Annotated in this window: 19 protein-coding genes; all 19 read right to left on the reverse strand. The window is 41.2% G+C overall.

Going from position 1 to position 14,873, the window contains the following annotated elements:
- Window positions 1–23: 23 nt before the first annotated feature.
- Window positions 24–335 carry a 50S ribosomal protein L24 gene (rplX, locus tag J7E52_RS24910; RefSeq protein ID WP_214751051.1) on the reverse strand — a complete coding sequence of 104 codons (312 nt, stop codon included), beginning with the start codon at window positions 333–335 and terminating at the stop codon, window positions 24–26.
- A 43-nt stretch (window positions 336–378) separates the two neighbouring features.
- Window positions 379–747, reverse strand: coding sequence for a 50S ribosomal protein L14 (gene rplN, locus J7E52_RS24915; RefSeq protein ID WP_034305005.1), 369 nt, complete (start codon window positions 745–747; stop codon window positions 379–381).
- Window positions 748–788: 41 nt separating this feature from the next.
- Window positions 789–1,052, reverse strand: coding sequence for a 30S ribosomal protein S17 (gene rpsQ, locus J7E52_RS24920; protein ID WP_048677887.1), 264 nt, complete (start codon window positions 1,050–1,052; stop codon window positions 789–791).
- An 18-nt stretch (window positions 1,053–1,070) separates the two neighbouring features.
- Window positions 1,071–1,274 (reverse strand): 50S ribosomal protein L29, encoded by a 204-nt coding sequence (rpmC, locus tag J7E52_RS24925; RefSeq protein WP_034305010.1) that lies wholly within the window; start codon window positions 1,272–1,274, stop codon window positions 1,071–1,073.
- Window positions 1,264–1,698 (reverse strand): 50S ribosomal protein L16, encoded by a 435-nt coding sequence (gene rplP / locus J7E52_RS24930; protein ID WP_034305012.1) that lies wholly within the window; start codon window positions 1,696–1,698, stop codon window positions 1,264–1,266. Before rplP ends, rpmC begins: the two co-directional genes overlap by 11 nt.
- Before the next feature lies 1 nt (window position 1,699).
- The gene (gene rpsC / locus J7E52_RS24935) at window positions 1,700–2,356 is read right to left on the reverse strand and encodes a 30S ribosomal protein S3 (RefSeq protein ID WP_034305014.1); all 657 of its coding nucleotides are present in this window, start codon (window positions 2,354–2,356) and stop codon (window positions 1,700–1,702) included.
- Between the two features lie 3 nt (window positions 2,357–2,359).
- Window positions 2,360–2,701, reverse strand: coding sequence for a 50S ribosomal protein L22 (gene rplV / locus J7E52_RS24940; protein WP_034305017.1), 342 nt, complete (start codon window positions 2,699–2,701; stop codon window positions 2,360–2,362).
- Between the two features lie 17 nt (window positions 2,702–2,718).
- The gene (gene rpsS / locus J7E52_RS24945) at window positions 2,719–2,997 is read right to left on the reverse strand and encodes a 30S ribosomal protein S19 (RefSeq protein WP_034305018.1); all 279 of its coding nucleotides are present in this window, start codon (window positions 2,995–2,997) and stop codon (window positions 2,719–2,721) included.
- A 60-nt stretch (window positions 2,998–3,057) separates the two neighbouring features.
- Window positions 3,058–3,888, reverse strand: a complete 831-nt coding sequence (gene rplB, locus J7E52_RS24950; protein ID WP_034305021.1) for a 50S ribosomal protein L2 — start codon at window positions 3,886–3,888, stop codon at window positions 3,058–3,060.
- A 26-nt stretch (window positions 3,889–3,914) separates the two neighbouring features.
- Window positions 3,915–4,202: a 50S ribosomal protein L23 gene (gene rplW / locus J7E52_RS24955; protein WP_170946989.1), complete on the reverse strand. Its 288-nt coding sequence runs from the start codon at window positions 4,200–4,202 to the stop codon at window positions 3,915–3,917.
- The gene (gene rplD, locus J7E52_RS24960) at window positions 4,199–4,822 is read right to left on the reverse strand and encodes a 50S ribosomal protein L4 (protein WP_053349064.1); all 624 of its coding nucleotides are present in this window, start codon (window positions 4,820–4,822) and stop codon (window positions 4,199–4,201) included. The genes rplW and rplD overlap by 4 nt, the downstream gene beginning before the upstream one ends.
- 25 nt (window positions 4,823–4,847) lie before the next feature.
- Complete coding sequence (rplC, locus tag J7E52_RS24965) at window positions 4,848–5,477, reverse strand: 50S ribosomal protein L3 (protein ID WP_214751053.1); 630 nt, start codon at window positions 5,475–5,477, stop codon at window positions 4,848–4,850.
- Window positions 5,478–5,517: 40 nt separating this feature from the next.
- Window positions 5,518–5,826: a 30S ribosomal protein S10 gene (rpsJ, locus tag J7E52_RS24970; RefSeq protein ID WP_019244375.1), complete on the reverse strand. Its 309-nt coding sequence runs from the start codon at window positions 5,824–5,826 to the stop codon at window positions 5,518–5,520.
- Between the two features lie 420 nt (window positions 5,827–6,246).
- Window positions 6,247–7,434, reverse strand: a complete 1,188-nt coding sequence (gene tuf, locus J7E52_RS24975) for an elongation factor Tu (RefSeq protein WP_214751055.1) — start codon at window positions 7,432–7,434, stop codon at window positions 6,247–6,249.
- Between the two features lie 121 nt (window positions 7,435–7,555).
- A complete protein-coding gene (gene fusA / locus J7E52_RS24980) occupies window positions 7,556–9,634 on the reverse strand; it encodes an elongation factor G (protein ID WP_214751057.1) in 2,079 nt (692 codons plus the stop codon).
- A 44-nt stretch (window positions 9,635–9,678) separates the two neighbouring features.
- Window positions 9,679–10,149, reverse strand: a complete 471-nt coding sequence (gene rpsG, locus J7E52_RS24985; protein ID WP_048677878.1) for a 30S ribosomal protein S7 — start codon at window positions 10,147–10,149, stop codon at window positions 9,679–9,681.
- A 41-nt stretch (window positions 10,150–10,190) separates the two neighbouring features.
- Window positions 10,191–10,613 (reverse strand): 30S ribosomal protein S12, encoded by a 423-nt coding sequence (gene rpsL / locus J7E52_RS24990; RefSeq protein WP_034305038.1) that lies wholly within the window; start codon window positions 10,611–10,613, stop codon window positions 10,191–10,193.
- A 104-nt stretch (window positions 10,614–10,717) separates the two neighbouring features.
- Window positions 10,718–10,966 carry a 50S ribosomal protein L7ae-like protein gene (locus J7E52_RS24995; protein WP_034305040.1) on the reverse strand — a complete coding sequence of 83 codons (249 nt, stop codon included), beginning with the start codon at window positions 10,964–10,966 and terminating at the stop codon, window positions 10,718–10,720.
- 295 nt (window positions 10,967–11,261) lie between these two features.
- A complete protein-coding gene (gene rpoC / locus J7E52_RS25000) occupies window positions 11,262–14,861 on the reverse strand; it encodes a DNA-directed RNA polymerase subunit beta' (RefSeq protein WP_214751059.1) in 3,600 nt (1,199 codons plus the stop codon).
- Window positions 14,862–14,873 lie beyond the last annotated feature (12 nt).

Raw genomic sequence — 14,873 nt, forward strand, 5'->3', positions numbered from 1 at the left:
GTGTACCTCCCTTCATTTATGACTTATTTATCTAAAGATTCACCTGAAATTTTAGCTACGCGTACTTTTTTACCATTTTCGATCTTATATCCAACACGAGTCGGTTTACCTGATTTAGGATCAAGTGGCATTACATTGGATACGTGAATAGCAGCTTCTTTGCTGATAATTCCACCTTGTGGATTAAGTTGAGATGGCTTGGAATGCTTTTTCACGATGTTAATTCCTTCTACAAGCACACGATTTTGTTTCGGAAATGCTGAAAGAATTGTTCCTTGTTTGCCTTTGTCCTTACCAGAGATGACTACGACTTTGTCACCTTTTTTAACATGCATTAGCTTGGCACCTCCTTGAAAGGCTTTATACAAATTTTACATATTATAGAACTTCTGGAGCAAGAGAAACGATCTTCATGAAACTATTGTCACGTAATTCACGAGCAACAGGTCCAAAAATACGTGTTCCACGTGGGCTCTTATCGTCACGGATAATTACACATGCGTTTTCATCGAAACGAATGTAAGAACCGTCAGGACGACGCATACCACGTTTTGTACGGACAACAACAGCCTTAACGACTTCACCTTTTTTAACAACGCCTCCTGGTGTTGCCTGTTTGACTGTACAAACGATGATATCACCGATGTTTGCAGTTTTACGGCCAGAACCACCTAGGACTTTAATTGTTAGCACTTCACGAGCACCTGAATTGTCAGCGACTTTTAAACGAGATTCTTGTTGAATCATGTACGGTACCTCCCTTCGGAATTAGCTTAATCCGAACTATATTAAATGATTACTGCTTTTTCTACTACTTCTACAAGACGGAAGCGTTTTGTAGCTGAAAGTGGACGAGTTTCCATGATACGTACTACGTCGCCTGCTTTAGCTTCGTTTAGCTCGTCATGAGCTTTAAACTTTTTAGAGTATTTCACGCGTTTACCGTATAAAGAATGCTTTTTATAGGTTTCTACAACAACTGTAACTGTTTTATCCATTTTGTCGGATACTACGCGTCCAGTGTAGATTTTGCGTTGGTTGCGTTCGCTCATTCTGCAAACCTCCATTCATTATCGATTAGTGACACCGATCTCTCTTTGACGAACAACTGTTTTCATACGAGCAATCGATTTGCGAACTTCACGGATGCGAGCTGTATTTTCAAGTTGTCCAGTAGCTAACTGGAAACGAAGATTAAATAGTTCTTCTTTAAGAGATTTTAGTTTTTGTTCAATTTCAGCAGTGGTTAGATCTTTGATTTCATTAGCTTTCATTTGTTTCACCACCAATTTCCTCTCTTTTTACAAACTTGCATTTGATTGGAAGTTTGTGTGCTGCAAGGCGCAATGCTTCTCTTGCCACCTCTTCAGATACACCAGAGATTTCAAACATAACTTTGCCCGGTTTAACTACTGCTACCCATCCTTCAGGAGCACCTTTACCGGAACCCATCCGTACTTCAAGCGGCTTAGCTGTGTAAGGTTTGCTTGGGAAGATTTTGATCCAAACTTTTCCTCCACGTTTCATATAACGAGTCATCGCAATACGAGCTGCTTCGATTTGGCGGTTCGTGATCCAGGAAGCTTCTTGAGCTTGAAGTCCAAATTCTCCGAAATGAACTTCAGTGCCGCCCTTAGCCATCCCTCTCATCTTACCGCGGTGTTCACGACGGTATTTTACGCGTTTTGGCAATAACATATTATTTTCCTCCTTCCTCAGATTTCTTCTTAGTAGGAAGAACTTCTCCACGGTAGATCCAAACTTTCACGCCTAGCTTACCGTAAGTAGTATCTGCTTCAGCATGAGCATAATCTATGTCAGCACGAAGTGTGTGAAGTGGAACTGTTCCTTCGCTGTAATGTTCAGCACGAGCAATATCAGCACCGCCAAGACGACCAGAAACTTGAGTTTTGATTCCTTTTGCTCCAGAACGCATAGTACGTTGGATAGCTTGCTTTTGAGCGCGTCGGAATGAAACACGGTTTTCTAATTGACGAGCGATGTTTTCAGCAACCAATTTTGCGTCAAGATCTGCTCTTTTAATTTCAATGATATTGATATGAACTCTTTTGCCAGTCAGCTGGTTCAAAGCTTTACGAAGTGCTTCGACTTCAGTACCGCCTTTACCGATAACCATTCCTGGTTTAGCAGTGTGGACAGATACATTGATACGGTTAGCTGCACGTTCGATTTCAACTTTTGAAACTGAAGCATCATTTAGACGTTTCGCGATATATTCACGAACTTTGATGTCTTCATGCAAAAGAACTGCGTAGTCTTTATCAGCGTACCATTTGGATTCCCAGTCACGGATTATCCCGATACGCATACCGATTGGATTTACCTTTTGACCCACAGATTACCCCTCCTTCTTTTCTGATACAACGATTGTAATATGACTAGTACGTTTGTTTATTGCACTCGCACGACCTTGAGCGCGAGGACGGAAACGTTTTAATGTTGGTCCTTCGTTAACGTATGCCTCTGAAACGACTAGGTTATTAATATCCATTTCGTAGTTGTGTTCTGCATTTGCGATAGCAGATTTCAGAATTTTTTCTACGACTGGAGAAGCAGATTTTGGTGTTAAGCGAAGAATCGCTACTGCTTCACCTACTTGTTTTCCTCGAATTAAATCTGCGACTAAACGCACTTTCCGAGGAGCAATACGAACTGTTTTAGCGACAGCTTTAGCTTGCATGAGATGCCCTCCTCTCATTAACGTCTTGTTTTCTTGTCATCACTTGCGTGACCTTTATAAGTGCGTGTAGGCGCGAATTCGCCTAGTTTGTGACCTACCATATCTTCTGTTACATAAACCGGCACATGCTTACGACCGTCATAAACGGCGATTGTGTGTCCGATGAATTGCGGGAAGATTGTTGAACGACGAGACCAAGTTTTTACTACCTGTTTCTTGTCAGCTTCATTTAATTTTTCAACTTTTACCAATAAATGATCATCAACAAAAGGCCCTTTTTTTAAGCTACGACCCATGCGAGTACCTCCCTTCGTGACTGTTCTACGGTTCTATATATGAACCGTAGCTCAATCCCGTTATTTTTTACGACGACGTACGATAAATTTATCGGATTTATTTTTCTTCTTACGAGTTTTGAATCCAAGAGTAGGTTTACCCCATGGAGACATTGGTGATTTACGTCCGATTGGTGCTTTACCTTCACCACCACCGTGTGGGTGATCATTCGGGTTCATTACAGATCCACGAACTGTTGGGCGTTTACCTAACCAACGGTTACGGCCAGCTTTACCAATGTTGATAAGTTCATGTTGTTCATTACCAACTTGACCGATTGAAGCACGGCAAGTAGCAAGAATCATACGAACCTCACCTGAGTTTAAACGTACAAGTACATAACGACCTTCTTTACCAAGTACTTGAGCAGATGTACCTGCTGAACGGACTAATTGTCCACCTTTTCCTGGTTTAAGTTCGATGTTATGAATTACTGTACCAACTGGGATGTTAATAAGAGGTAGAGCGTTACCCACTTTGATGTCAGCTTCTGGACCTGACATAACTTCCAAACCTACTTCTAGGTTTTTCGGAGCTAGGATATAACGTTTTTCTCCATCAACGTAATTAATTAATGCAATGTTTGCAGAACGATTTGGATCGTACTCAATAGTAGCAACGCGTCCTGGTATACCATCTTTATTCCGTTTGAAATCGATGATACGGTATTGACGCTTGTGGCCGCCACCTTGATGACGAACTGTTAACTTACCTTGGTTATTACGGCCGCCTTTGCTGTGTAAAGGAGCAAGTAATGATTTTTCCGGTTTGTCTGTAGTGATCTCAGCAAAATCGGAAGTTGTCATATTACGTCGACCGTTAGAGGTAGGTTTATACTTCTTAATCGCCATTTGTATTTCCCTCCTTCTCTAATGAATTAAGCCTCGAATAGCTCGATTTCTTTGCTGTCAGCAGTTAATTTAACAATAGCTTTACGGCGCTTGTTAGTATAGCCTGCATGTTTGCCCATGCGTTTGAATTTACCTTTGTAGTTCATGATGTTTACTTTCTCAACTTTAACGCCGAAAATTTCTTGAACAGCATCTTTAACTTGAGTTTTATTAGCTCTAACATCAACTTCAAAAGTATATTTCTTTTCAGCCATTATGTCTGAAGAGCGTTCAGTGATTACGGGGCGCTTAATGATATCGCGTGCATCCATTATGCAAGCACCTCCTCTACTTTTTCGACAGCTGATTTAGTCAAGATCAATTTGTTGTGTGAAACAACATCAAGAACATTAAGACCAACAGCTTCAACTACAGTAACACCAGGGATGTTACGTGCAGAAAGAGCAACTTTCTCATCTAAACCGTCAGTAACGACTAACGTCTTAGTATCAACAGAAAGGTTTTTAAGTACCGCTACAAACTCTTTTGTTTTTGGAGCTTCGAAAGACAAGCTTTCAAGAACCAAAATGTTCTCTTCCAATGCCTTTGCAGACAATGCAGATTTAATAGCTAAACGACGTACCTTTTTAGGTAGCTTGTAAGCGTAAGATCTTGGAGTTGGTCCAAAAACAACGCCACCGCCACGCCATTGTGGAGAACGGATAGAACCTTGACGCGCACGTCCAGTTCCTTTTTGTTTCCAAGGTTTACGTCCACCGCCTGCAACTTCAGAACGGTTTTTAACTTTATGAGTTCCTTGACGTAAGGAAGCTCTTTGCATGATGATTGCTTCGAATAATACGTGATTATTAGGTTCGATACCAAAGATGGATTCATTCAGTTCGATGTCGCCAACTTGTGAACCTGTTTGGTTGAACAATGTAACTTTTGGCATTCTATTGCTCCTCCTTTCTCAGAAATTACTTTGCTTTAACAGCAGATTTAACTTTGATCAATGCTTTTCTAGCACCAGGTACATTACCTTTGATCAATAGTAGGTTACGTTCAACATCAACTTTAACGATAGCTAAGTTTTGAACAGTGATTTGCTCTCCACCCATACGTCCTGGTAAAAGTTTACCTTTGAATACGCGGTTTGGAGCTACAGGACCCATTGAACCTGGGCGACGGTGGTAACGAGAACCATGAGACATAGGTCCGCGAGATTGTCCATGACGCTTGATAGAGCCTTGGAATCCTTTACCTTTTGAAATTCCTGTTACATCTACTAAATCGCCTTCAGCGAAAATACTTACATTGACTTCTTGACCGATCTCCAATTCAGTAAGATCCGTTCCGCGGAATTCGCGAATGAAGCGCTTAGGAGTAGTATTTGCTTTTTCAACATGGCCCTTTTCAGGTTTGTTAGAAAGCTTTTCACGTTTGTTTTCAAAACCAACTTGAACTGCTTCATAGCCATCAGTTTCAACAGTTTTCTTTTGAAGAACCACGTTATTAGCAGCTTCGATAACTGTTACCGGAATAAGTTCACCGTTTTCAGCAAAAACTTGAGTCATACCGATTTTTCTTCCTAAGATTCCTTTGGTCATAAGTCACACCTCCTAGAGTAATTGTTCATATTTATATGAATTATAATTTGATTTCAATGTCAACGCCTGACGGTAAATCTAAACGCATCAATGAATCAACTGTTTGTGGAGTTGGATTAACGATGTCGATTAGACGTTTATGCGTACGCATTTCGAATTGTTCACGAGAATCTTTGTATTTATGAACCGCACGTAGGATCGTATATACCGATCTTTCAGTAGGTAATGGAATTGGACCAGATACAGCCGCACCAGAACGTTTTGCAGTTTCAACAATTTTCTCAGCAGATTGATCAAGAATTCTGTGATCATATGCTTTTAAACGGATACGAATTTTTTGTTTTGCCATAATTTTCCCTCCTTTTCGCCTATTTTAAAATAGACCTTCTCAATGGAAATTTCCCACACACTCGCCATGGCAAAGCGGCCGGGTGTGTCAGCAACCTTCCATATCATCGCAGTCAAAGACCAACATTGTCTATTATACATAAAACACAAGTAGAATGCAAGTTAAACTTAAATTTTTCTTGTGCAACACACTTTTATTATTATACATACTATCACAAGTATTTACAAGTACATTCTACACGGACTATCATATCCATTTTCTTCAATTTGAAAAATCCCCATGATACCCAATAAAAACACTTCTTTTTTTACACCTATTATAGAAGAAAGAATGAATATTCTTTGAAATAAAAAAGAAGCAGATGGCGTCCCATCTGCTTCTCCCGGAAGGCGTCCCTTCCAATATTGTTTTATGAATCAATTATTCTTGGATTGTAGCAACTACGCCAGCGCCTACAGTACGTCCACCCTCACGGATAGAGAATTTAGTACCTTCTTCGATAGCGATTGGAGCGATAAGTTCTACAGTCATTTCGATGTTGTCTCCAGGCATAACCATTTCTACGCCTTCAGGAAGGTTACAAATACCAGTTACGTCAGTTGTACGGAAGTAGAACTGAGGACGGTAGTTTGTAAAGAATGGAGTGTGACGTCCACCTTCTTCTTTAGAAAGAACATAAACTTCAGCTTTGAACTTTGTGTGTGGAGTGATTGTACTTGGTTTAGCAAGTACTTGTCCACGTTGGATATCTTCACGGGATACACCACGAAGTAGTGCACCGATGTTGTCACCAGCTTCAGCATAGTCAAGAAGTTTACGGAACATTTCAACACCAGTTACTGTTGTTGGTTTAGACTCTTCGTTGAAACCGATGATGTCAACAACGTCACCGACTTTAACTTGTCCACGCTCAACACGGCCAGTAGCAACTGTTCCACGACCAGTGATTGAGAATACATCCTCAACTGGCATCATGAATGGTTTTTCAGTGTCACGAGTAGGTTCTGGGATATACTCGTCAACAGCCGTCATTAATTCATGAATTTTTTCTTCCCATTCAGCGTCTCCTTGAAGAGCTTTTAGAGCAGATCCTTTGATAACTGGAATGTCATCGCCAGGGAATTCGTATTCAGATAGAAGATCACGGATTTCCATTTCTACTAATTCAAGAAGTTCTTCGTCATCAACCATGTCGCATTTGTTCATGAATACTACTAGGTATGGTACACCTACTTGACGAGAAAGAAGGATGTGCTCACGAGTTTGTGGCATTGGGCCATCAGCAGCAGATACTACTAGGATCCCGCCGTCCATTTGTGCAGCACCAGTGATCATGTTTTTAACATAGTCAGCATGTCCTGGGCAGTCAACGTGTGCATAGTGACGAGTAGCTGTTTCGTACTCAACGTGTGCAGTAGAGATTGTGATACCACGTTCTCTTTCTTCTGGAGCACCATCGATTTGGTCATAAGCGCGAGCTTCTGCGCCACCTGATTTAGCAAGTACAGTTGTGATTGCAGCAGTTAGAGTAGTTTTACCATGGTCAACGTGACCAATTGTTCCAACGTTAACGTGCGGTTTTGAACGATCAAATTTAGCTTTTCCCATTAGGAATTCCTCCTTAAAATTATAAATAAAAAATTAAGTATATAGGGGCTGTGAAAGAAGACTAATTCTTCCATCACAGCTTACATAAGATAGTTATACTTTAATAAGAGATGAAAATCAATTATTCACCTTTATTTTTTTTGATGATTTCTTCAGAAATGCTCTTAGGTACTTCTTCATAATGATCGAAGTGCATAGAGAATGTTCCGCGTCCTTGAGTGTTAGAACGTAAAGATGTAGCATATCCGAACATTTCAGATAGTGGAACCATCGCTTTAACCATTTGCGTGTTACCGCGAGCTTCCATACCTTCTACACGACCACGACGAGATGTGATATCTCCCATGATGTCGCCTAGGTAATCTTCTGGAATAACTACTTCCACTTTCATGATCGGTTCAAGGATGACAGGCTTACATTTAGATGCTGCATTTTTAAGTGCCATAGATGCAGCGATTTTAAATGCCATTTCGTTGGAGTCAACGTCATGGTAAGATCCGTCAAATAATTTTGCTTTAATGTCGACTAGCGGGTAACCAGCAAGTACACCACGGTCAAGTGAATCAACTAATCCAGCTTGTACAGCAGGGATATATTCACGTGGTACTACACCACCGACGATAGCATTTTCAAATTCGAATCCTTTACCTTCTTCGTTTGGACCAAATTCGATCCATACGTGTCCGAATTGTCCACGACCACCAGATTGGCGAACGAATTTACCTTCAACTTTAGCTGAACCACGGAAAGTTTCACGGTATGCTACTTGAGGAGCACCAACGTTTGCTTCCACTTTGAATTCGCGACGCATACGGTCAACAAGGATGTCCAAGTGAAGTTCACCCATACCAGCGATGATTGTTTGACCAGTTTCTTGGTCAGTATGCGCACGGAATGTTGGATCTTCATCTTGAAGCTTTTGTAAAGCTTGAGACATTTTGTCTTGGTCTGCTTTTGATTTCGGTTCAACTGATAGTGAGATAACTGGCTCTGGGAATACCATGGACTCAAGAATTACTTGGTTCTTGTCATCACATAGAGTATCTCCAGTAGTAGTATCTTTCAATCCGACAGCAGCTGCGATATCTCCTGCATATACAGTAGATATTTCTTCACGGCTGTTTGCGTGCATTTGAAGGATACGTCCAATACGCTCACGTTTTCCTTTAGTTGAGTTGATTACATAAGACCCGGATTCTAATGTACCTGAGTACACACGGAAGAATGTAAGTTTACCAACGTAAGGGTCAGTCATAACTTTAAACGCTAAAGCTGAGAACGGTTCAGAATCATCTGAATGACGTTCCACTTCTTCTTCTGAATCCGGTAATGTACCTTTGATAGCTGGTACATCCAATGGAGATGGAAGGAAGTCGATAACGTTATCAAGCATTAATTGAACACCTTTGTTTTTGAAAGCTGATCCGCAAATAACAGGGAAGAATTCAACATTAACGGTTGCTGTACGAATAGCTGCTTTCAATTCAGCAATGCTGATTTCTTCGCCGCCAAGGTATTTTTCCATTAAGTCTTCATTAACCTCTGCTACTGCTTCAATTAACTTTTCACGGTATTCTTCAGCTAATTCCCGATGTTCTTCAGGAATTTCACCGATAGTGATATCAGTTCCTAGGTCATTACCGTAGAAATGAGTTTTCATTTCAATAAGGTCGATGATTGCAGAGAATTGATCTTCTGCTCCAATTGGTAACTGAACCGGGTGGGCGTTAGCTTGTAAACGATCGTGGATTGTTCCAACTGAATACAAGAAATCTGCACCGATTTTGTCCATTTTATTTACGAACACGACACGTGGTACACCGTAAGTTGTAGCTTGGCGCCAAACTGTTTCAGTTTGAGGCTCAACACCTGATTGGGCATCAAGTACAGCTACAGCTCCATCAAGTACGCGCAAAGAGCGTTCAACTTCAACTGTGAAGTCTACGTGTCCCGGTGTATCGATGATGTTTACACGGTGACCTTTCCACTGTGCAGTTGTAGCAGCGGAAGTGATCGTGATTCCGCGTTCTTGTTCCTGTTCCATCCAGTCCATTTGTGAAGCACCTTCGTGCGTTTCACCAATTTTATGGATTTTACCAGTGTAATATAGAACACGTTCTGTTGTTGTCGTTTTACCAGCATCGATGTGAGCCATGATACCGATATTACGAGTGTTTGCTAAGGAGAACTCTCTTGCCATTTGTCTTTCTCCTTCCTTCTATAAGGATTTTATAGTGTTTGATCTTACCAGCGATAATGTGCGAAAGCTTTGTTGGCTTCAGCCATTTTGTGTGTATCTTCACGTTTCTTAACTGCTGCTCCAGTATTGTTGGCAGCATCCATGATTTCATAAGCTAAACGCTCTTCCATCGTTTTTTCTCCACGAAGGCGAGAGTAGTTTACTAACCAACGAAGTCCTAGAGTCGATTTACGGTCTGGACGCACCTCAACTGGTACTTGGTAGTTAGCTCCACCCACACGGCGTGCTTTTACTTCTAATACAGGCATGATGTTTTTAAGTGCTTGATCGAAAACTTCGATCGGCTCATTGCCAGTACGTTCTTTGATTAAATCAAATGCAGAGTAAAGAATTTTTTGTGATTTACCTCTTTGTCCATCAACCATTAATTTGTTGATTAAGCGAGTCACAAGTTTTGAATTATAAATTGGATCTGGTAATACGTCTCTTTTCGTTACAGGTCCTTTACGAGGCATTATATTTCCTCCTTTCAAGAAAGTTCAATTTTTGTTTAAGATTATTTTTTAGCTGCTTTCGGACGCTTAGTACCGTATTTAGAACGGCCTTGCATACGATTGTTAACTCCAGCAGTATCAAGAGCACCACGTACGATATGGTAACGTACCCCTGGTAAATCTTTTACACGACCGCCACGGATAAGAACCACGCTGTGTTCTTGTAGGTTGTGACCGATACCTGGGATATAAGCTGTTACCTCGATACCGTTTGTTAAACGTACACGCGCATATTTACGTAACGCGGAGTTTGGTTTTTTCGGTGTCATAGTACCCACACGAGTGCAAACACCACGTTTTTGCGGAGATGATACGTTAGTTTGTGCTTTTTTAAAGCTGTTGTAGCCTTTGTTAAGTGCTGGAGATTTTGAATTAACCTCTTTAGACTCGCGTCCTTTACGCACTAATTGATTAATAGTAGGCATTACATTTTTCCTCCCTTCACGTTTTCATTTCTAGTACCACACATCCAGGTGGTTCATAAATGGGTAAAAACAAAGTCTTTGCAAATACTATTGCAAAAACATCTTTACTTTTTGATGGCAACAGTTGCTGCTCCGACATCAATACCACATGCTTTGCCAAGCATTCTCATCGAATCAACATATGTGATAGGAACATCCAATTCTTTGGCAGTCTCAACGACACGCCCAGTCAAGTATATATCTGCATCATCAGCGATGATAACTTCTTGAATTAAATTGTTTTTAAGAGCTCTAACTGCTTGCTTCGTCCCTATAATCACTGACTTTGCCTGTATTACTTTTTCATAAGACATGGTCCATATCCTCCAAAGTTACAGGGTAACATAGGAGCACCTTTGCTATAGTATCATTATAAGTCGGATACTGTCAACTTCTTTCAAAAAAATAATTCAAGCAAAAGGTTTTCCTTACAAAATTCTATTAAGATTATCAATTTGCCTAAACGGAATATATCGAATCCTCATACGGCTTTTAAAGCCAGCCATGAGTAATAAGAGAGACCAGCTCAATAAATTTCTGATCCATCAGCTCCAATAGGAAACAGGAGTGCGGTTTTCAGTTTTAATTATTGAGCTGGTCCTTTTTCCTTTAATCCACTGTTACTGTATCGGCACTTTCGTCACCAACAACGACTGGGTTTGCTTTTCTGTATCTAAGCATTCCCGTTCCTGCAGGGACAAGTTTACCGATGATGACATTTTCTTTAAGTCCAAGCAATTCATCACGTTTTCCTTTTATTGCTGCATCAGTCAAGACTCTAGTTGTTTCTTGGAATGACGCGGCGGACAAGAAGGAATCCGTTTCTAGAGATGCTTTTGTGATACCTAGCAATACAGGGCGGCCTGTAGCTGGTAATTTGTTGGTCAGCAATGCATCGGTGTTTGCAGTAGTGAACTGGTTAACATCCAATAATGTACCTGGAAGCACTTCAGTTTCGCCTGCATCAAGCACACGGACTTTACGCATCATTTGTCTAACCATTACCTCGATATGTTTATCACCGATTTCAACACCTTGCATCCGGTATACTTTTTGAACTTCATGAAGCAGGTATTCCTGAACAGTAAGCACGTCTGTAACCTTCAGCAATTCTTTCGGATCGATGGAACCCTCTGTCAACTCTTCACCACGACGGACAGGTGTATCAACAGTTACTCTTAAACGCGCTGTGTATGGCGCAGTATACGTGCGTGATTCAACAGCACCCTGAACGACGATTTCCTGTTGTTTATCCCGAATTTCATTGATCGAAACAATCGTTCCTTCTATTTCGGAAATGACAGCTTGACCTTTAGGATTTCTCGCTTCAAATATTTCTTGGATACGAGGAAGACCTTGAGTGATATCATCCCCGGCAACCCCACCTGTATGGAATGTACGCATCGTCAACTGTGTACCAGGTTCTCCGATTGATTGAGCGGCAATAATACCGACTGCTTCGCCCACTTCAACTTCTTGACCGGTAGCCAAGTTGCGTCCATAACATTTTTTACATACACCATGGCTGGTGTTACATGTAAAGGCAGAACGGATCCATGCTGTTTCAATTCCAAGTGATTCAATATAATTAGCAAGATCTTCAGTAATAAGGTCATTTTCAGCCACGATTACTTCATTTGTTTCTGGATGTCTGATCGCTTTTCTTGCATAACGGCCCACTAGGCGCTCTTCAAGATGCTCGATTATTTCAGTACCCTCTCTCAAGGCTGAAATTTTCAAGCCGCGGTCCGTTCCACAATCGTCATCACGGATGATGACATCTTGGGCAACGTCAACAAGTCGACGGGTAAGGTAACCGGAATCGGCTGTTTTAAGGGCTGTATCGGCAAGACCTTTACGAGCACCATGTGTAGAGATGAAGTACTCCAACACTGTTAAACCTTCACGGAAACTTGATTTGATCGGTAATTCAATGATACGTCCAGCCGGGTTGGCCATCAAACCACGCATACCCGCAAGCTGCGTAAAGTTGGAAGCATTACCACGGGCACCGGAGTCACTCATCATGAAGATCGGGTTGCGTCGGTCCAGTGAGTCCATAAGTTTGGACTGGATGGTATCCTTGGCAGCACTCCATATTGAAATGACGCGATCATAACGCTCATCCTCAGTAATTAGACCACGTCTGAATTGTTTCAAGACATTATCCACTTTGGTTTGAGCCTCAGTAATGATTTCTTGTTTTTCTTTTAAAACGACAATATCAGCCACACCAACGGTAATACCAGCTTTTGTCGAATATTTGAATCCAAGATCTTTCATCCGGTCAAGCATTTTAGATGTTTCGGTAATTTTAAAGCGTTTAAAGACTTCCGCAATGATATTCCCAAGAATTTTTTTCTTGAAAGGATCGATAGCAGGTTGAGCCTTAATCAATTCAGGGATATTAGCGCCTTTTTCCACAAAATATTTCTCTGGAGTTTTGGTTTCCAAATTATATCGTGTCGGTTCGTTAATATACGGGAATGATTTTGGTAAAATTTCATTGAAGATCAATTTACCGACAGTGGTAATTAGAAGTTGGCCGTTTTGTTCTTCAGTGAATGTTTCATTATTTAGTGACGATGCATGTACGGCACAACGGGAATGTAAGTGTACATATCCGTTTTGGTATGCAAGTAATGCTTCACTTGTATCTTTAAAGATCATACCCTCACCGATAGCGCCTTCTCTTTCCAATGTTAGGTAATAGTTACCTAATACCATATCTTGAGAAGGTGTAACGACAGGTTTACCATCTTTAGGGTTCAAAATGTTCTGCGCTGCAAGCATAAGCATGCGTGCTTCGGCTTGGGCTTCAGAAGATAAAGGAACGTGGACCGCCATTTGGTCACCGTCAAAGTCAGCATTATAAGCTGTACATACAAGCGGGTGCAAACGAATTGCGCGACCTTCAACCAACGTTGGTTCAAATGCTTGGATCCCAAGTCTATGAAGAGTCGGTGCACGGTTCAATAGTACTGGGTGTTCTCTAATAACTTCTTCTAGTACATCCCATATTTCAGGAGATAAACGTTCAATTTTGCGCTTAGCGGATTTGATGTTATGCGCTAGACCTCTTTGAACAAGCTCCTTCATAACGAATGGTTTGAATAATTCAATCGCCATTTCTTTCGGAAGACCACATTGGTACATCTTTAAGTTTGGTCCGACTACGATAACGGAACGGCCAGAGTAATCAACACGTTTACCAAGAAGGTTTTGACGGAAACGACCTTGTTTACCTTTTAACATGTGAGATAAAGATTTTAACGGACGGTTACCAGGTCCAGTTACCGGACGGCCGCGACGGCCATTATCGATAAGAGCATCGACAGCTTCTTGCAGCATACGCTTCTCATTTTGAACGATAATGCTTGGTGCTCCAAGATCCAATAATCTTTTCAAACGATTATTACGGTTGATAACACGGCGATATAAATCATTTAAATCAGATGTGGCAAAACGTCCTCCATCAAGTTGAACCATAGGACGAAGTTCCGGTGGAATGACCGGAAGCACGTCAAGGATCATCCATGAAGGCTCATTTCCGGAGTTACGGAATGCCTCAAGCACTTCCAAGCGTTTGATTGCACGGGTTCTGCGTTGTCCTTGAGCTGTTTTAAGCTCCTCTTTCAACGACTCTACTTCCTTTTCCGTATCAATATCTTGTAAAAGTTTTTTAATAGCTTCCGCACCCATGGCAGCTTGGAATTTCTTACCGTATTTTTCACGGTATGTACGATATTCCTTTTCAGAAAGAAGCTGTTTCTTTTCTAAAGTTGTATCGCCCGTTTCAGTTACGACGTAAGATGCAAAGTAAATAACTTCTTCCAAAGCCCGTGGAGACATGTCAAGTACAAGTCCCATACGGCTAGGAATTCCTTTAAAATACCATATGTGTGAAACTGGAGCTGCCAGCTCAATATGTCCCATACGCTCACGACGCACCTTAGCACGAGTGACTTCAACGCCACAACGGTCACAGACTACGCCTTTATAACGAACACGTTTATATTTTCCGCAATGACATTCCCAGTCCTTCTGAGGTCCAAAAATTCTCTCACAGAATAAACCGTCTTTTTCTGGCTTTAACGTACGATAGTTGATTGTTTCTGGTTTTTTAACTTCTCCATGGGACCAAGAACGAATCTTGTCTGGTGAAGCAAGACCAATTTTCATATACTCAAAATTATTAACGTCTAACAAGGGGCCTACCTC

The sequence above is a fragment of the Bacillus sp. ISL-34 genome, assembly GCF_018613325.1.
In the GTDB taxonomy this organism is placed as follows: Bacteria; Bacillota; Bacilli; order Bacillales; family DSM-1321; genus Peribacillus.